Source organism: Actinocatenispora rupis (assembly GCF_016861975.1).
Lineage (GTDB): Bacteria > Actinomycetota > Actinomycetes > Mycobacteriales > Micromonosporaceae > Actinocatenispora > Actinocatenispora rupis.
In genome coordinates this window covers 137,764-155,850 of sequence record NZ_BOMB01000033.1, presented here as the reverse complement: position 1 = coordinate 155,850, position 18,087 = coordinate 137,764, and the positions used below count along the sequence as shown (strand labels likewise).

The window sequence follows — 18,087 nt, the reverse complement described above, 5'->3', positions numbered from 1 at the left end:
TTGTGCGGGCCCCAATCAGTCGTACTGGCGCAACCGGTCGCGTACCCGGTCGGCGGCGCGGGCACCGACCTCCCGGTACAGGCGGAGGGCCTCCTGGAGGGCGGCGCGGGCACCGTCCGGCGGCAGCAGCTCGCCGAGGGTGACCAGGGCGCCGGCCTCGCCGGCCCGGTCCCCGGCGAGCCGGCTGAGCTGCCGGCCCCGTACCGCGGCCTGCCGCGCCGCCTCGGTGTCGCCGAGCAGCGTCAACGCCTCCGCGAGGTTCGAGTGCAGCAGGTGCAGGGTGTCGGTGACGCCGGACCGTTCGGACAGCGCGATGCCCTCGCGCAGCGTGTCGGCGGCCTCGGTGACCAGGCCGTCGGCGCCCTGCGCGATGCCCAGGTTGTTCAGCGCCAGTACCTGGTGCCGCACGTCGCCCGCGGCGTACGCCAGCCGCAGCGCGGTCCGGCTGTGCTCCCGGGCCGCCGCGTACGCACCGGCGTTGAAGTACGTGAGGCCGAGGTTGGTCTCGTCGCTCAGCTCACCGGCGGCGTCGCCGGCCGCGCGGTGCCGCCGCAGCGCCTCCGTCAGGTGCTCGAACGCCTCCTCGCCCGGTCGTACGTTGCCCAGCGCGGTGCCGAGCGCCCGGTGCCGCGCCGCGATCACCAGCTCGTCGCCGCACTCCTTCGCGGCGGCCAGCCCCAGCCGCTCCAGCGCCACCCACGCGTCGTACCGGCCGCGCAGCTCCTGGTACCGGAACTGGGCGTGCACCAGCCGCCAGCACAGGTCCGGCCAGCCGTGCGCGGCGCAGCGTTCGACCAGCTCGGCGAGGGTTTCGCGCTCGGTGTCCAGCCAGTCCAGGGCCGCGCCCCGGGACGCGAACGGCGCCGGCTCCGGCTCGTCCGGCAGCGGGGCGTCGAGCCGTTGCGGGCCGCCGATCGCCGCCCGCGCCGCCGTCAGCACCCCCAGGTACGCCACGGCCAGCCGGCGCAGCGCCGCGTCCCGGTCGGCCGCCGGCTCGTCCGCGTCCAGCCGCTGCCGCGCGTACGCCCGGATCAGGTCGTGCATCCCGTACCGCGCGTCGGCCAGCGGCAGCACCAGGTTCGCGACCGTCAACTCGGACAGCAGCGTACGGGCCTCGGCGACGTCCAGCCCGGCCAGCGCCGCCGCCGCGTACGCCGGGACCGCGGTGCCGGGTGCCAGGCACAGCAACCGGAACAGCCGAGCCGCCGGCCCCGGCAGCGCCCGGTACGACCCGGCGAACGCCTCCGCGACGCTCACGTCCGTACCGAGTCGCAGCGCGTCGAGCCGGTGCTCCGCGTTCGCCAGGTCCGCGACCAGCGAGGCCGGTGTACAGGCCGGGTCGACGGCGAGCCGGCCGGCCGCGATCCGCAGCGCCAACGGCAGCCCGTCGCACAACCGGGCCAGCTCCGCCGCGGCCGCGTCGTCCGCGCCGAGCGCGTCGGCGAGCAGCGCGGCCGCCGCCGTACCGTCCAGCGGGTCGAGGGACAGCAGGCGCGCGCCGTCGGTCGCGACCAGCCCGCCGAGCCGGTCCCGGCTGGTGACCAGCACGGTGCAGCCCGGCGCCGTCGGCAGCAGCGGACGCACCTGCGCCGCGGAGCCCGCGTTGTCGAGTACCACCAGGATCCGGCGGTCGGCCACCATGCTCCGGTACAGGTCGGTGCGGGCCTGCGGGTCGGCCGGCACGCTCGGCCCCGGTACGCCCAGCGCCCGCAGGAACCGGTCGAGTACGGCGCCCGGGTCGACGGGTCCGCCGTCGGAGTGGCCGCGCAGGTCGGCGTGCAGCGTGCCGTCCGGGTACCGGTCGGCGGCGGTGTGCGCCCACCGGACCGCCAACGCCGTCTTGCCGACCCCGCCCACCCCCGACACCACCACCGGTACTCCCGCGTCGACGAGCGCGTCCAGCCGGGCCAGTTCGGCGGTGCGGCCGGTGAACCCGGCCGGTACGGGCGGCAGCTGCGCGGGGCTCGGCGGCTCCCAGCCGGACGTGACCGGGTCCGGGTCGGCCCGCAGGACGGCCTCGTGCAGGGTGCGCAGCTCGGGCACCGGGTCCAGCCCCAGCTCGTCGGCCAGCCGTACGCGCAGCCGGTGGTACACGGCGAGGGCGTCGTCCTGCTGGCCGTTGCGGTACAGCGCGAGCATCAGCTGCCCGACGAGCCGTTGCCGCAGCGGCTGTTCGGCGACCCGGTCGCGCAGTTCGGCGAGCAGCGTGGCGTGCCGGCCGAGGTGGAGTTCCGCGTCGTACCAGTCCTCGCGGGCCCGCCAGTGCTGCTCGGTCAGCCCCGCGCACAGCCGGTCCCGTACGCCGGGGTCGGTGACGTCGGCGAGCGCCGGCCCGTGCCACAGCCCGAGCGCGTCGCCCAGCAGCCGGGCCCGGTGCGCGGTCGAGTCGCTGCGCCCCGCCCGCTCCACCAGCGCCCGGAACCGGTGCAGGTCGACCCGTTCCGGCGCCACCTCCACCAGGTACCCGGGGCCCTGCGTGACCAGCCGTACGCCGTGGCGGTCGGCGTCGGCGGCGGCGAGCGCCGCGCGCAGCCGGGACACCAGCACCTGCACCGCGGTACGCGCGTTGCGCGGCTGCGCCTCGCCCCAGAGCAGCTCGTACAGCCGGTGCACGGGGACGATGCGGCCCGGTTCGAGCAGCAGGACGGCGAGCAGGAGCCGCTGCTTGGGCGGCCCGAGCGGCACGACCCGACCGTCGAGCCGCGCCTCGACCGGCCCCAGCAACGAGAACTCCACGCAGGCCACTGTGACCGCCCGGCGCCACCCCGCCGGTGCGTACTCAGCGGAGCAGGGCGACGACCATGTCGAGCATCAGCAGGCTCATCACGAGCTGGCAGGCCGCGGTGGCGCGCGGTGCCGGTGCGAGCAGCGGCAGGGTGGCCGGGCGCAGCGGCGCGAGGCTCAGGACGGCGAGCGCGGCGGTGCCCGCGACGTACCCGAGGACGACCAGGTCGGCGGCCAGCAGCAGCGCCGACAGCGCCGGCGTACCGGGGTCGGCCATGCGGTGCCCGGCCATCACCATGCCGCCCGGCAGGTGCGCCACCACCAGCAGGTACGCCATGGCCAGGCCGGCGCCGACGTGGTGCAGCCGGTGCGCGCGGTGCCGGTCGGCCGCGCAGCGGTACCGGAGGCGGGCGGTGGACCAGGCGCAGGCGGCGACCACCACGACGGGCCACACCCACCAGGGCGTACCGGGCGGCGGCACCGCCATCGCGACCATGCCGCCGGCCATGCCGGTACGCGCGAGTTCCACGTCCCGGCCGGTCGGCGGCACGAGGGCCAGCCGTACCAGGGCGAAGACCAGCAGCGCGGCGGACGCCGCGGCGACGATGCCGGCCGGTACGGCCACGGTGGACATCAGCCGCCGCAGTGCCCGCCGCACTTGCACTTGCCGCCGGACTGGCAGCCGCAGCGGCAGCCGGACGGGCAGTTGCACCTCGTGGCGGTCGGTTCGGTACTGGTCGGGGTGCTGACCTGCTCGGACATGTGCGCCTCCCTGGTTCGCCGAACACCCTCAGTCTCGGTCCGGGTGCCGGGCGAATTCTCCCGAGATGACGTCGAATAGTGACAGATCAATGACAGCTTGTCGCCAGCCGGTACGGTATGGCTCCGCGTGTCGAAGGAGGTCCGGGTGTGCACGCTCGTCGTGGACGTCGCGCCGGAGCGGCCGTGCCCGGTGGTGCTCGCCGCCGTGCGGGACGAGTTCCTCGGCCGGCCGTGGCAGCCGCCCGCGCGGCACTGGCCGGCGTACCCGGGGCTGGTCGGCGGGCGCGACGAGCTGGCCGGCGGCACCTGGCTGGCGTACGAGCCGGTGGCGGGGCGGGTCGCCTGCGTCCTCAACGCGACGGGGCGCGCCGCCGACCCGGACCACCGGCGCAGCCGCGGTGAGCTGCCGTTGGCCGCGGCGGCCGGCGCCCCACCCCCCGGCGACCCCACCGGGTACGACCCGTTCCACCTGGTCACGGTGGATGCGACCGGGCTCGATGTGCTGACGTGGAACGGGTTCCAGCCGCACGCGTACCGGCTGGGCGCGGGCACGCACGTGTTCGCGAACCGGGGACGCTGGCTCGGCCCCGCCGACCGTCGTACGCCGCGGGCGTCGTGGTTCGGGCCACGGTTCGCCGCGGCTCGGCCGGATCCGGTGCCCGGCGTACCGGTGGGGGAGGCGTGGGCGCCGTGGCTGGACCTGATCGACGGGCCGGACGTGCCGGCGCCGGAGGACCCGCGGGCGCTGGTGGCGCTGGCGGAGGCGGGCGAGAGCCGCTGGGGTACGAGTTCGGTCACGCTGCTGGGTTTCGGGCCGGCCGGCCCGGTGCGGTACGACTTCCGCGCCGGTCCCGGCAGGCATCCGTGGTCGGCGGTCGTGACCTGACCGGGCACGTCAGCGGCGCCGGCGCCGGACAACGAGGACCGCGAGCAGCACGACGACGACCACCACGCCCAGGCAACACAGGTACGACATGCCGCCGCCGTGGTAGCCGCCGTAGTAGTGGTGGAACCGGGGCCGGTAGCGGAAGGCAACACCGTGCGCGTGCAGCGCACCCAGCAGTCGCATGGCTCGCAGGGTATCCGGCGGGGGCACGTCTCCGGCGGGCAGCGGCCGACCGCGGCGTACGGACCGGAGTGTGCGGTGTGGGGCAACGGTGTGGCGACGCCGCGCGGCACACCCCCCAGCCGCCGCGCGACGCCACCGCCGCCCGCACCGGGTGCGGTGCGGAGCCCTTCGATCCGGTCAACGCCACCGCCCGGTACTGGTGACGGCACCATGATCAACATTCACCCTCTGGGGTTATCGGGCAAGTACACATCGTGACGGCTTGGGCTGTCGATCACCCACAAAGGTGAGAATTCTCCGGCCCAACGGCCCATTGCGTACGGCCCGGTCGACGTGCTGTCACCGCCCGCCGGCGCGGCGCCGTCGCGTTCCGCAGTCATGCCGGGAGCAGGCCGATCGCCTCCTTCGCCGCGCGTACCTTGGCGCCGGCCAGGTCCCGGGCCCGCGCCGCGCCCGCCCGCAGCACGTCCCGCACGTACGTCGGGTCGGCGGCGAGGTCGGCGTAGCGCTCGCGTACCGGGGCGAGGGTGGCGACGACCGAGTCGGCCACCGCCCGCTTCAGCTCGCCGTACGAGGTGAACAGCGGGGCGAGTACGCGGGGGTCGTCGGCGGTGCAGGCGGCCAGGATGTCGAGCAGGTTCGACACGCCGGGACGGTGGTCCGGGTCGTACACGACGTCGGTGCCGGTGTCGGTGACCGCGCGCATCACCTTGCGCCGCAACGCATCCGGCTCGTCCAGCAGCCGCAGCGCGCCGGCCGCCGACGACGTCGACTTGCTCATCTTGTCCGTCGGCGAGGTCAGGTCCATGATGCGCGCGGCGACCGGCGGGTGCACCGCCCGCGGCACCACGAACGTCCGCCCGTACCGGGTGTTGAACCGGTACGCGACGTCGCGCGCCAGCTCGACGTGCTGGCTCTGGTCCCCGCCGACCGGCACCTCGTCGGCGTCGTACAGGAGGATGTCGGCGGCCATCAGGATCGGGTACGTCAGCAGCGACACCCGGATCTGCTCCTGCCGCCGCGACTTCTCCCGGAACTGGATCATCCGCTGCGCCTCGCCGTACCCGGTGGCGCACTCCAGCAGGTAGTGCAGCTCCGCGTGCTCCGGTACGTGGGACTGCACGAGGAACAGGCAGCGGTCCGGGTCCGCACCGGCGGCGAGCAGCAGCGTGGCGAACTCGACCGTGCGCCGGCGTACCAGGGCGGGGTCGTGCTCGATGGTCAGCGCGTGCAGGTCGGAGATGAACACGACGGTGTCGGTGTCGTCCACGCCGTCGACGATCGGCCGGATCGCGCCGAGGTAGTTGCCGAGGTGGAGGACGCCGGACGGGGTGAACCCGGTCAGCCGGCGGGTCGCCCGGTCGGCCGACGGTGCGTCGTCACGCCGGGGCAGAGCGGTGGTGGTCATCGGGGCTCCTTCGTGGGAAAGGGGCCGCCACGCCGGGACACCGCCCGCGGGGATGCGAAACGGCCGCCCGGACAGGGCGGCCGCGAAAAGGGAACGCGGAAGTGGTGCCGCCCGTCAGGGGCGCCACCAGCCGAGGTGCCGAAGGCTCGTCCGCATACCGCGACCGTACCACCGCCGGCGCCGGGCGCCACGTACGACGGCGGGGTGGAGGCGGGTCGATGCGATAGGGTCGCAACCCGCCACAGGCGACGGGGTGCGGGAGGTCGGGTGGCCAGCGTACGGGCGGTGTTCGGGCGGGCGGTGGCCGCGCACCGCGAGGCGGTCGCCCAGGTACGGGCGGCACAGCGGGACCTGGAGCGGCACGCCGCCGACACCGGTCCCGTGGACACGTCGGCGGTCGAGCAGACCCGGCTCGGGCAGCGGCTGGCCGCGGCGGCGCGCGCGCTGATCCCCGGCTGGCTCGGTACGGGCTGGGATGCGGCGGTGCTGGAGCTGCCGGTCGGCCGGGACGCCGCCGCCACCGGCCCGGTGTACGTGCCGGTCGGCTCGGCGCGCGCCGGGGACGCCACGTTCCCGGCGGTGGTGCCGTTGCTCGGCGTCGGGCATCTCACCGTCGACGCGGATGCCCGCCGGCCCGAGGTCGCCGGCCTGGTCCGCGGCGTACTGCTGCGGCTGCTGGCCGCGTGCCCGGCCGGACTCGTGCGGGTGCGTACCGTCGACGGGGGTGCGGTGGGCGCCACGTTCACGGCGTTCCGGCCGCTGGTGGAGGCGGGCGTGATGCCGGAGCCGGCGACGGACCGGGCCGGGTTCCGCGCCGTACTCGACGAGGCCGAGCGGCACGTACGGCAGGTGCAGCAGGCGGTCAGCGCCGGCCGCGACGAGTCCGCGGTGCCGTACCTGCTGGTCGTGGTGGGGTCGCTGGTGCCGGATGCCGGCCCCGAACTGGCCCGGTTGCGGGCGCTCGCGCACGCCGGCCCGGCCGCGCGGCTGCACCTCGTGGTCGCCGGATACCCGCCCGCGAAAGGCTTTCCGGACCCGGAGGAGCCGCTCTCCCACGCCGTCGCGGTACGCGTCGGCGAGCGCGGCTGCCGGCTCACCGACCCGCCCGGCGCCGCGCCGTACTCGGCGGGTGGGCTCGACGTGCCGGTGGCGCTGGCGGCCGGGCCGCCGGAGAAGCTGGTCGGCGCGGTGAGCGGCCGGCTCGCGGGGGCGCTGCGCGCGGCCGGCACGATGACGTTCGCGGACCTGATGACGGACCGCCGCTGGCCGGACTCGTCGGAGCACGGGCTGCATACCGTCGTCGGCCGCGACGGGATGGCGCCGGTGGAGCTGGCGTTCGACGACGCGACGCCGCACTGGCTGGTCGGCGGGCGTACCGGGTCGGGCAAGACGGTGTTCCTGCTCGACGTGCTGTACGGGCTGGCCGCCCGCTACTCGCCGGACGAGCTGGCCATGTACCTCCTGGACTTCAAGGAGGGCGTGTCGTTCACCGAGTTCACGCCGACCGGCAGCGACCCGTCGTGGATCCCGCACGCCCGCGCGGTCGGCGTCGAGTCGGACCGGGAGTACGGGGTGGCGGTGCTGGCGGAGCTGGCCGCCGAGATGGGCCGGCGGTCGGTCGCGATGAAGCGCGCCGGCGTGACGAAGCTGGCCGACCTGCGGTCCACTGTGGACATTGCGATGCCGCGGATCCTGGCCGTGGTCGACGAGTTCCACGTGCTGTTCGCCGGCAACGACGCGCTGGCCCGGCGGGCGGCGGCGCTGCTGGAGGAACTCGCCCGCAAGGGCCGGTCGTACGGGGTGCACCTGGTGCTCGCGTCGCAGACCACCAGCGGCGTCGAGGCGCTGTACACCAAGACCGAGTCGATCTTCGGCCAGTTCCCGCTGCGGATCGCGCTGGCCGGTGCGACCGGCGTACTGGATCCGCTCAACACGGCGGCGGACGGGCTGCCGATCGGTACCGCGGTGGTGAACGACGCGGGCGGGATCCCTGGGCACAACCGGCTGGTCCGGTTCCCCGACGCGCACGCCGACTCGGCCCGGCTGGCGTGGCTGCGGCACGAGCTGTGGCAGGCCCGGATCCCGGGCAGCGCACCGCCTTCCGTCTTCGCCGGGTACGCGGAGCAGTCGCTCGCCGGCGACCCCACGTACCGGGCGCTGCGGCCGCGGGCGCGCCGGCTCGCGCTGGTGGGCCGCAACGTGGACGTACCGTCGTCGACGGCGTCGTTCGCGCTGGACGCGAGCCCCGGCCGGCACCTGGGGGTGCTGGGGCCGAGCCCGGTCGGCGCCGACGTACTGGCCGCCGCGGCCGCCGGCCTGGCCCCGCAGTACGAGGCGGGTGCGGTGGAGTTCGTGCTGGCGCCGCTGGTGGCCGCGGCCGACGCGGTGGCCGAGCGGGCCGCGGCGCGCATCGCCGCCGCCGGGCACAAAGTGTCCACTGTGGACGCTCTCGGACTGCGGGAGACGTTGCGGCGCCTGGCCGACGGCGTACGGGAGGTGCGCGGCACGCCGACGCCGACGTACCTGGTGGTGTTCGGGATGGACGCGGCGGGCGGGCTGCTCGGCGAGCTGGACGCGCAGTCGCGCACCGGGATCGACGACCTGCGGGTGGTGCTGCGGCAGGGACCGGCGCGCGGCGTACACCTGCTGGGGTGGTGGCGCGGGCTCGGCCGGTTCAGCGAGGACGTGGGCGGGTCGGCCGGCCGGGAGGACGTGGCGTGCCTGGTCGCGCTGAACGTGCCGGGTTCCGAGCTGGGCATGTTCCTCGGCATGCTCGACCTGGACTGGCATCCGCGGCCGAACCGGGCGCTGCTGGTCGACCGGCACGAGGACCGCGTCGGGCTGATCGTGCCGTTCACCGAGCCGCGCCCGGAGGGGGAGTGACGATGCCCGAGGACACCGGCTGGTCGGCGTACGCGGCGGCGGCGGGGAGGCTCGCCGCGATCCGGGCCGCGGAGCGGGACCGGGCCGGCGGCCGGCGCCGGGACGCCGAGTCCGCCACCGCCGAGCTGTCCGAGGTGTCCGACCAGCTCGTCGCGCAGCAGGCCGACCTGATCGAACTCGCGCGTACGCTGCGGCTGCCCGCGCCGACGTTCCCGCCGGCCGACCGTACCGAGATCGCCGGCCTGGCCGAGGAGGTGGCGCCGGCGGAGCGGTTGGCGCGCGCCCGGCAACGGCTGCACGACTCGAACGTGGCGGCCGACGCCGCCGAGGAGCTGGGCGACGCGCCGCTGCTGCTGCCCGGCTGGCGGCCCCGCGCCCGCGTCGCCGTCGTGTACGCGGGGTGTTCGGTCGGCGCCCTGATCGGCCAGCTCGTCATGATCGGCCTGTACTCGAACAGGGCGGTCACCGACCAGATCGGCACGTACGCCTGGACCTGTTGCGGGTTCCCGGCGCTGGCGTTCTTCGCCGGCTACCTGCTGGTGGGCCTGCTGTGCCGGCCGCGCTCGTCGACGAAGCCGGTCGACCGGTTCCCGCGGATGGGCGCCGCGCTGTGCGTCGCCTCGCTCCCGGTGTACGCGCTGGTTCTCGCCGCGGTCGGCGCCCTGTTCTAAGAGGTCCTGGCAGAAAGGACTGTCGGCGCCTTTCTGTCAGGACCTCTGAGGCACCCCGCCCGGCCGGGAAGCCGGGCGGGGCCGGATCAGCCGGCGGTCACCTCGGCCGCCGAGACGAACTCGCCGCCGTAGCCCTTCGTGCCGGTGAGCCGCACGTACCGGGCGTCGACGGCGGGGAACGTGGCGGTCTTGAGCCGGGCGTCGCCAGCCCAGTCACCGCTCGCGACCGTGGTGAAGGTGGCGCCGTCGGTACTGACCGACACCTGGTACGACAGGATCGTGCCGTTGAGGTTCCCGTCGAACCGCGGCTGGTACGTCAGGTTGGTGACGTTCTTCGTCGCGCCGAGGTTGAGCGTGATCGACTGCGGCAGCGGCGTCACCGGCTGGTACTCGGAGTGCCAGATGGTGGCGATGTCGCCGTCGACCGCGTTCTCGGGCGGGGTTCCGGGGTGGAAGCTCGTCGCGTACGCGGGGGGTTCGGTGCAGGTCTCCGGCACGCGCACGGGCACCCGGACCGTTGTCTGTCCTATATGGACGGTGAGCTGGTAGGTGCCGGTCGGGGTGTCCGCGCGGGGCGCGGTGAGGTGCACGACGAGCGAACCGCCCTGGTGCGCCGGCACGTCCAGGGTGCCGCTCGCGGGCGTCGCGGTCAGCGGCGCCGGCGCGTCCACCGACACCGGCTCCGAGCTGGCCGCGTCGCCGTTGTCCACGGTGCGCGCCACCACGTCCGCGGTACGGTCGGCCAACCGGCACCGGTCCATCACCACCGTCGACGGCACCACCGAGCGCTGCACCGCCTCGCCCACCGCCAGTTCGGCCCACGAGAACGGCTTGTCCGCGTAGTACGTGCCGCGGCAGGCGGCGGGGGCCGACGCCGAGCGGCCCGCGTCGTACGCCGGCTTGCAGGACGGGTCCGGCGCGTACCCGGTGTCCACGGCGGACCGTACCGGCTTTCCCCGGGCGAACAGGTACGTGCTGTACGGGTGGCGTTCCGCCCCGGACGTCTCGTACGTGGCGTCGGTGAAGCCGCGCGCCCCGGTCAGGCCCGCCCAGTACGCGGCGGGATCGCAGCCGGCGGGCTGGTCGTCGCCGGAGACCGCGCACCGGCCGACCCGGAAGTCGCCGCCCAGTACGGTGATCCGGTCGGCCGCGGCCGGGAACGTCGAGTCCACGAACGAGCCCAGCGCGCTCGCCGCGGCGGCCGGATCGCCCGCCGGGTGCGCGGCGACCAGCGGCACCGTCACCGCCGACCCGCGCCGCTCCGCCAGCACGTACGCCTGGTCCTCGTCCTGTACGCGGTGGAAGCCGGCCGTGTCGGTGGCGCGCATCGTGTCGGTGTTGAGCAGGATCGCGTTCTCCCGCACCGAGCCGTCGGGCCGGAACGCGGTGTCGCCGCCGGCCACCGCCACCGTGTACCGGTGACCGGTCGTGGCGGACAGCCGGGACGCGACGCGTTCGGCGCCGGGGCCGAGGATCTCGGTCAGCAGCACCGCATCCGGCGCGTACGGGGTGGCGCTGGCGAGGCGGGCGGCGAACGTGTCCAGGTCGGCGGTGTCGCGCGCGTCGGCCGGTCGTACGGCGTCCTGGAGGTTGGCCTCGGCCACCAGGATCCGGGGCGTACCACTGTCCGATGTGGACAGTCCATGGTGGACGGCGGCGACGCCGGCCGTGGCGAGCAGGGCACCGACGGCCACCGCCGCGGTCGGGAGCAGACTGCGGACACGCATCACGCCTCCTGGATGCCGGGCCGGCCGGACTCGACGACGAACGAGCGCCGGACCGACGCGGTACCACCGGGCGTGGTCACCTTGTCGAGTACCACGTAGTCGGCGCGGAACTGCGCCGGCTCCACGCGGCAGCGCACGTACCCGCGCTGGGAGTTGACGAAGCGCAGGTGCGGGTTGGCGGCCAGCCACTCCTTCCCGGCCGCCGTCAGGTCGGAGCCGTCCCCACCCGAGGAGATCGACGTACCCAGGAACTCGGCGCCGATCGTCGCGGAGTCCGGGTCGGCGAAGTCCGCCTTCAGGTCCGCGGCGCAGTGCACGTGCGCGTCGCCGCTCAGTACGACGGGATTGCGTACCTTCCGCTCCGCCAGGCCGGCGAACAGCCGGCCGCGGGCCGCGGCGTACCCGTCCCAGCTGTCCGGGTTGAGCTGCTGGAGCCCCGGGTCGGTGAGCCGGTCGAGCTGGAACATCATCGTCTGGTTCGCCATCAGCTGCCAGGTCGCGCCCGAGCCGGCGAGCGCGTCCAGCAGCCACCGCTCCTGCGCGTCGCCGAGCATCGTCCGGCCCGGGTCGTCCCGCTTCCCGATGTTCTCCGGGCTCCGGTACTGCCGCTCGTCCAGGACGAAGAACGTGGCCAGCCGCCCGTACGGCAGGGCCCGGTACAGGCGCATGTCCGGTCCGGTCGGCAGCGACGACGGCCGCAGCGGCACGTGCTCGTAGTACGCGCGGAACGCGGCGGCGCGGCGGCGCAGGAAGTCCTCCGGCGTGGTACCCATCGGCGAGGTGACGCCGGCCCAGTTGTCCTCGACGTCGTGGTCGTCGACGGTCGCCACGAACGGTGCGCTCGCCCGCGCCGCCACGAAGTCCGGGTCGGAGGCGACCAGCGCGTGCCGCAACCGGTACTGGGTGAGCGTCATCGTGGTCTGGTTGTGCACCGCCGGCAGCGGGGTGGCCAGGTTGCGCTTGCCGCCGGTCGCGGCGATCGGGTTCTCGTAGATCCAGTCGCCGAGGTGGTGCACCACGTCCACGTACTGCGCCGCGAGATCCCGGTACGCGGTGTAGAAGCCGGCGTCCCACTGCTGGCAGGACACGAACGCGAAGGTCACCGGCGTCGGGTCGGTCGCGCCGGGTGCCGTCCGGGTACGGCCGACGGGGCTCTCGTCGGTGCCGGTGCCGAACCGGTACCAGTAGTCGCGGCCGGGGCGCAGGCCGTCGACCTCGACGTGTACCGAGTGCGCCAGGTCGGGTTGGGCGACGGCGGTGCCCTGCGCGACGATCCGGCGCATCGACTCGTCCTCGGCGACTTCCCAGCGCACCGGTACGGCGCGGCGGGGCATGCCGCCGAACCCGTCCTCGGCGAGCGGTACGGGCGCGAGCCGGGTCCACAGGACGACGCCGTCGGGGCGGGGGTCGCCGGACGCGACGCCGAGGGTGAACGGGTGACCGGGCAGCGCGGGGGCGGCGGCGGCCCGGTCGGCGGGCAGCCGGCTGGCGGCCAGCAGGCCGGCTCCGGCGATCCCGGCACCGAGCACGAACAGCCGGCGCCGGGACAGCGGGGATCGGGGCACTGTGTCCTCCCATCGGTACGGATGAGGGCGCGAGTCGCCCAAGTCTTCCGACGGCGGACAGCACTGTCAACGATAAGTACTAAAAAATGGAAACTTCTCGGGTGGCTCCGGGGTGACCGATGGGTGGGGTGTGGCGCTGGAGGGTGCGCGGCATGATGACCTGATGTCCTCACTGACTCAGGCCGAGGCGCGGGCGCGGGCCCGGGTGCTGACCGTCGACACGTACCTGGTGGAGCTGGACCTGACCCGGGGCGTCGAGCGGTTCGGCTCGCGGACGACGGTCCGGTTTCGGTGCGCCGAGCCGGGTGCCGGCACGTTCGCCGAGATCGCGGCGGAGCCGACCGCCGCGGTACTGAACGGCGCGCCGCTGCCGACCGCGGTGACCGGCAACCGGCTGAGGCTGCCGGCGCTGGCCGCGGACAACGAGCTGGTCGTCACCGCTGACCTGCCGTACTCGAACAGCGGCGAGGGGATGCACCTGCTCGTCGACCCGTCCGACGGCGAGACGTACCTGTGCGCCACGTCGGCGCTGGACAGCGCGTCGCGCACGTTCGCGTGCTTCGACCAGCCGGACCTGAAGGCACGGATCACGCTGCGGGTCACCGCCCCGGCGTACTGGACGGTGCTGGCAAACGCGGAGGGCCGCCGGGTCGACGACGGCACGGCGGACGTCGCGGTGTGGGAGTTCGACGAGTGCGGGCCGATGTCGACGTACCTGTTCACGGTGTGCGCGGGTCCGTACCACTCGGTGTTCCGGGAGCACGCGGGGCGGCGGCTCGGCTGGCACTGCCGGGCGTCGCTGGCCGAGCACCTGGACCGGCAGGCCGACGAGCTGTTCGAGCTGACCGGCCAGTGCCTCGACTGGTACGAGCGCACGTTCGGGATGCGCTACCCGTTCGGCGACAAGTACGACCAGGTGTTCGTGCCGGAGTTCCTGCACGGGGCGATGGAGAACATCGGCTGCGTGACGTTCCGGGACGAGCTGCTGTACCGGTCGGCGGTGACCGACGCGGAGCGCGAGCTGCGCGCGATGATCATCGCGCACGAGATGGCGCACATGTGGTTCGGCGACCTCGTCACCCTGCGCTGGTGGGACGACCTGTGGCTGAACGAGTCGTTCGCCGAGTACCTGGGGTTCCGGGTGGCGTCGGAGGCGACCCGGTTCCGGCACGCGTGGGCGTCGTTCGGCGTCACCCGCAAGCTCGTCGGGTACGAGAAGGACCAGGGGCCGTCGACGCACCCGGTGGCGCCGGCGGACGTACCGGACGTGGCGCACGGCGCGCTCAACGTCGACGCCATCTCGTACCCGAAGGGCGCGTCGGCGTTGCGCCAGCTCGCGACGCTGCTCGGCGACGACACGTTCTGGGCCGGGCTGCGCCGCTACTTCCAGCGCTTCGCGTACGCGAACGCGGACCTGTCCGACCTGATCGGCACGATGGCCGAGGTGAGCGGGCGGGACCTGCGCGACTGGTCGGCCCGCTGGCTGCGGACCACCGGCGTCGACCTGCTGACCCCGGACGTGACGGTCGCCGACGGGGCGTACACCGGGTTCGCGGTGCGGCAGGACGCGCCGCAACGCCGGCCGCACCGGATCCGGATCGGTTGCTACGACGCCGAAGGCGGCCGGCGCACTGCCGACGTCGACCTCGACGCGGACCGTATCGTCGCAGGCTCCTCAACTTCGTCTACCGGGGTGCCGGAGCTGGTCGGTACGCCGGCCGCGGAGCTGGTCGTGCTCAACGACGAGGACCTGACGTTCGCGCGGACCCGGTTCGCGCCGGGCGACACCGACCGGCTCGGCCGGCTGCTGCCGCGGCTCGCCGACCCCGTCACCCGCACCGTCGTGTGGACGAACCTGTGGGACATGGTGCGCTCGGGCGACGCGCCGCCGGAGTCGTTCGTGGACCTGGCCGCCGCCGTACTCCCGGCCGAGGACGTACCGGCGGTCCAGTCGACGGTGCTGCGGCTCTGCCAGCGCGTCGCCGATGCGTACGTGGCGTCGCCCGCGGACACGCTGGCGCGGCTCGCCGACCTGGGCGGGCGACTGCTGGCCGCCGGCGACCCGGCGCACCGGCTCGTCGGCGCGCGGCTCGTCGCGTCGTCGGCCGCCACGGACGCGCAGGTCGCCCGGCTGCACGGCTGGCTGCGCGGCGCGGGCGTACCGGAGGGTGTGGCGATGGACGCCGACCTGCGCTGGTCGGTGCTGTTCCGGCTGGTCACGGTGGGTGCGGCGGGCGCGGACGAGATCGCCGCCGAACTCGCCGCGGACCGTACCGCGAGCGGGGAGGTGGCGGCGACGAAGGCGCGCGCCGCGCTGCCGGACGCGGCCGCGAAACGGGTGGCGTGGGAGCGGCTGATGACCGACCGGTCGCTGTCCAACCGGCACCTGGAGGCACTCGGGCACGGGTTCTGGAGGCCCGAGCACGCCGCGCTGACCGGGGAGTACGTGCCGCGGTTCTTCACCGAACTGCCGGCGACCGCGGCGTTCCGCAGCCCGGCGATGCTGATGCTGACCGCGCGCGACGCGTACCCGGTGAGCGCGGTGACGGAGCGGACGGTGGAGCTGGCGGCGGCGCTGCTCGCCGACGACGACCTGCACCCGGTCCTCCGCCGCTACGTGACCGACCAGGACCACGAGGTACGCGTGGCGCTCGCGGTGCGCCGCCGACCGGCCGGAGGTGCCGCGTGACCAGCCTGACGCACGCCGAGGCGCGGGAGCGTGCCCGCCTCCTCACCGTCCACTCGTACGCGGTGGAGCTGGACCTGTCCGCGGCGCGGGAGTCGGGCGGCACGTTCGGTTCGGTGTCGCGGATCCGGTTCCGTTGTACGGATCCGGGTGCGGCCACGTTCGCGGAGCTGCGCGGCCGGGTGCTGTCCGCCACGCTGAACGGCCGGGAGCTGCCCACCGCGCTGTCCGGCAACCGGCTGCCGCTGCCGGATCTGGCCGCCGACAACGAACTCGTGGTCCGCGCGGCCTGCGACTGGTCGCACACCGGCGAGGGCCTGCACCGGTTCGTCGACCCCGCCGACGGCGAGACGTACGTCTACGCGATGACGTTCCTGGACCACGCGCAGCGGGTGTTCGCCTGCTTCGACCAGCCGGACCTCAAGGCGCCGCTGACGCTGACGGTGACCGTACCGGACGACTGGACCGTCGTCGCCAACGAGCGCGGCGAGCGGGTGTCCGGCGCGGCCGGCCGCGGCGTGTGGGAGTTCGCCACCACCCGCCCCCTCGCGCCGTACTTCATGACCGTGTGCGCCGGGCCGTACCACTCGGTCTACCGGTCGCACCGGGACCTGCGCGGGCCGGAGTCGATCCGCGGCGACGTCCGGTACGGGCTGCACTGCCGGCGCTCGCTCGCCGAGCACCTGGACGCGGACGCCGACGAGCTGTTCGACCTGAGCGCGAGCTGCCTCGACGCGTACCACCAGCTGTTCGGGGTGCGGTACCCGTTCGGCGACACGTACGACCAGGTGTTCGTGCCGGAGTTCAACATGGGCGCGATGGAGAACCCGGGCTGCGTGACGTTCCGCGACGAGCTGGTGTTCCGCGGCGCGGTGACCGAGGCGGAACGGGAGGAGCGGGCCTCGATCGTCGCGCACGAGATGGCGCACATGTGGTTCGGCGACCTCGTCACGATGCGCTGGTGGGACGACCTGTGGCTGAACGAGTCGTTCGCGACGTACCTGTCGCTGCGGGTGCTGCCGACCGCGACCCGCTACCGCTCGGCCCCGGCCACCTTCGCCGCCGGCGCCAAGCTCAACGGCTACCAGGCCGACCAGTCGAGCTGGACGCACCCGGTCGCCCCCGCCGAGGTGCCCGACGCGGCCGGCGCCCTCGTCAACTTCGACGCCATCTCGTACCCGAAGGGCGCGTCGGTGCTGCGGCAGCTCGCCGCCTGGCTGGGCGACGAGGCGTTCGTGACGGGACTGCGCCGGCACTTCGAGCGGCACGCGTACGGCAACGCGGACCTCGCCGACCTGGTCGACTCGCTCGCCGCCGCCAGCGGGCAGGACGTCGCCGGCTGGGCCGAGCTGTGGCTGCGTACCGCGGGGGTCGACCGGCTCGTCCCCGAGACCGAGGTCACCGACGGCCGGTACACGACCGTCCACGTACGACAGTCCGGTGTGGACGGTGCGCCGGAACGCCCGCACCGCATCGGGATCGGCCTCTACCGCGACGGCCGCCGCTACCACCGCACCGAGCTGACCGTCCACGGTGGACGGACCGAGGTACCGCAGCTCGCCGGGCTGCCCGCCGCGGACCTGTTGCTGCTCAACGACGGCGACCTCACCTTCGCCACCGTACGGCTGCCCGACGGCGCCGCCGACCGCCTCGACACGCTGCTGCCCGCGGTGACCGACCCGCTCACCCGCGCCCTGCTCTGGGGTACCGCCTGGGATTCGGTACGAGCCGGTGAACTGGCGCCGACCGCGTTCGTCCGGCTCGTCGCCGGTGCCGTCGCCTCCGAACCGCAGGTACCGGTGGTCGCGTCGATGCTCGACAAGGCCCGTACCCGGGTCGCCGACCGGTACGTGGACCCGGCGGACCGGCCCGCCGCGCTGGCCGCCCTGGCCGCCGCGTGCGAGGACCTGCTGGTGTCCGCGCCGCTCGCCGGGGGCCGTCGGCTCGCCGCGTTCCGCGGGCTGGTCGACTCCTGCGTCGACACCGACCGGCTCGCCGGCTGGCTCGCCGGCGACACCCTGCCCGACGGCGTACGGGTCGATCCCGAACTGCGCTGGCGCCTCCTGACCCGACTGGTCGTCCTCGGCGCCGCCGGTACCGCCGAGATCGACGCCGAGGCAGCCCGGGACGCCACCGCGCAGGGCGCCGTGTACGCGCTCCGGTGCCGCGCCGCCCGGCCGGACCCGGACGCCAAGGCCGCCGCCTGGACCGCCCTGCTCACCGACACCGACCTGCCGAACCGGCACAGCGAGGCGCTCGCCCGCGGCTTCTGGCAGCCCGAACAGGCCGACCTGACCGCACCGTACGTGGCGCGGTTCTTCGCCGAGATCGTCCCCGCCGCCGCCCCGCGTACCACCGAGATGGGGTGGCGGCTCGTCGCCGACAGCTTCCCCCGGTACGCGGTCGCGCCGGACACCGTCGCCGCCACCGAGGCGCTGCTCGCCGGTGACCTGACCGCCGGGGTACGCCGGGGGCTGACCGAGCACCGGGACGAGCTGGTCGTCGCCGTACGCGCCCGGGCGGCCGCGCCGGTGGCATGATCTGTCGCATCGACGGCGGCGCCGGGCGGACACCGGCCCGGCCCGCCGCACC

General features: G+C 74.8%; 12 protein-coding genes. 5 read left to right on the top strand and 7 right to left on the bottom strand.

The genetic code is table 11. The features are described from left to right. Window positions 1-15 precede the first annotated feature (15 nt). Genes Aru02nite_RS28480 through Aru02nite_RS37340 form a run of 3 tightly spaced genes read right to left on the bottom strand, consistent with a single transcriptional unit; the run spans window position 16 to window position 3,486 of the window. Window positions 16-2,736, bottom strand: coding sequence for an AfsR/SARP family transcriptional regulator (locus Aru02nite_RS28480; RefSeq protein ID WP_203662818.1), 2,721 nt, complete (start codon window positions 2,734-2,736; stop codon window positions 16-18). A 43-nt stretch (window positions 2,737-2,779) separates the two neighbouring features. Beyond that, complete coding sequence (locus Aru02nite_RS28475) at window positions 2,780-3,358, bottom strand: DUF5134 domain-containing protein (RefSeq protein WP_203662816.1); 579 nt, start codon at window positions 3,356-3,358, stop codon at window positions 2,780-2,782. Next, the gene (locus Aru02nite_RS37340; protein WP_275408734.1) at window positions 3,358-3,486 is read right to left on the bottom strand and encodes a hypothetical protein; all 129 of its coding nucleotides are present in this window, start codon (window positions 3,484-3,486) and stop codon (window positions 3,358-3,360) included. Before Aru02nite_RS37340 ends, Aru02nite_RS28475 begins: the two co-directional genes overlap by 1 nt. 127 nt (window positions 3,487-3,613) lie before the next feature. On the opposite strand from Aru02nite_RS37340, the gene Aru02nite_RS28470 reads away from it, so the two are divergent. Next, window positions 3,614-4,372: an NRDE family protein gene (locus Aru02nite_RS28470; protein WP_203662814.1), complete on the top strand. Its 759-nt coding sequence runs from the start codon at window positions 3,614-3,616 to the stop codon at window positions 4,370-4,372. Window positions 4,373-4,381: 9 nt separating this feature from the next. On the opposite strand, the gene Aru02nite_RS28465 is transcribed toward Aru02nite_RS28470, so the two are convergent. Together Aru02nite_RS28465 and trpS are read right to left on the bottom strand one after the other, a co-directional pair. Then, window positions 4,382-4,555, bottom strand: coding sequence for a hypothetical protein (locus tag Aru02nite_RS28465; protein WP_203662812.1), 174 nt, complete (start codon window positions 4,553-4,555; stop codon window positions 4,382-4,384). Between the two features lie 376 nt (window positions 4,556-4,931). After that, window positions 4,932-5,963 (bottom strand): tryptophan--tRNA ligase, encoded by a 1,032-nt coding sequence (trpS, locus tag Aru02nite_RS28460; RefSeq protein WP_203662810.1) that lies wholly within the window; start codon window positions 5,961-5,963, stop codon window positions 4,932-4,934. A 267-nt stretch (window positions 5,964-6,230) separates the two neighbouring features. Between trpS and Aru02nite_RS28455 the strand changes: the two genes are divergently transcribed. Further along, complete coding sequence (locus Aru02nite_RS28455) at window positions 6,231-8,846, top strand: FtsK/SpoIIIE domain-containing protein (protein WP_203662808.1); 2,616 nt, start codon at window positions 6,231-6,233, stop codon at window positions 8,844-8,846. Window positions 8,847-8,848: 2 nt separating this feature from the next. Further along, window positions 8,849-9,517 carry a hypothetical protein gene (locus Aru02nite_RS28450; protein WP_203662806.1) on the top strand — a complete coding sequence of 223 codons (669 nt, stop codon included), beginning with the start codon at window positions 8,849-8,851 and terminating at the stop codon, window positions 9,515-9,517. Between the two features lie 86 nt (window positions 9,518-9,603). Here the strand turns inward: Aru02nite_RS28450 and Aru02nite_RS28445 are convergent, their stop codons facing one another. Both Aru02nite_RS28445 and Aru02nite_RS28440 read right to left on the bottom strand, forming a co-directional pair. Beyond that, window positions 9,604-11,244, bottom strand: a complete 1,641-nt coding sequence (locus tag Aru02nite_RS28445) for a discoidin domain-containing protein (RefSeq protein WP_203662804.1) — start codon at window positions 11,242-11,244, stop codon at window positions 9,604-9,606. Continuing rightward, window positions 11,244-12,809 (bottom strand): alkaline phosphatase D family protein, encoded by a 1,566-nt coding sequence (locus Aru02nite_RS28440; protein WP_239077009.1) that lies wholly within the window; start codon window positions 12,807-12,809, stop codon window positions 11,244-11,246. Before Aru02nite_RS28440 ends, Aru02nite_RS28445 begins: the two co-directional genes overlap by 1 nt. 163 nt (window positions 12,810-12,972) lie before the next feature. On the opposite strand from Aru02nite_RS28440, the gene pepN (Aru02nite_RS28435) reads away from it, so the two are divergent. After that, a complete protein-coding gene (gene pepN, locus Aru02nite_RS28435; RefSeq protein ID WP_203662802.1) occupies window positions 12,973-15,498 on the top strand; it encodes an aminopeptidase N in 2,526 nt (841 codons plus the stop codon). Beyond that, window positions 15,495-18,035: an aminopeptidase N gene (gene pepN, locus Aru02nite_RS28430; RefSeq protein WP_203662800.1), complete on the top strand. Its 2,541-nt coding sequence runs from the start codon at window positions 15,495-15,497 to the stop codon at window positions 18,033-18,035. Before pepN (Aru02nite_RS28435) ends, pepN (Aru02nite_RS28430) begins: the two co-directional genes overlap by 4 nt. Window positions 18,036-18,087 lie beyond the last annotated feature (52 nt).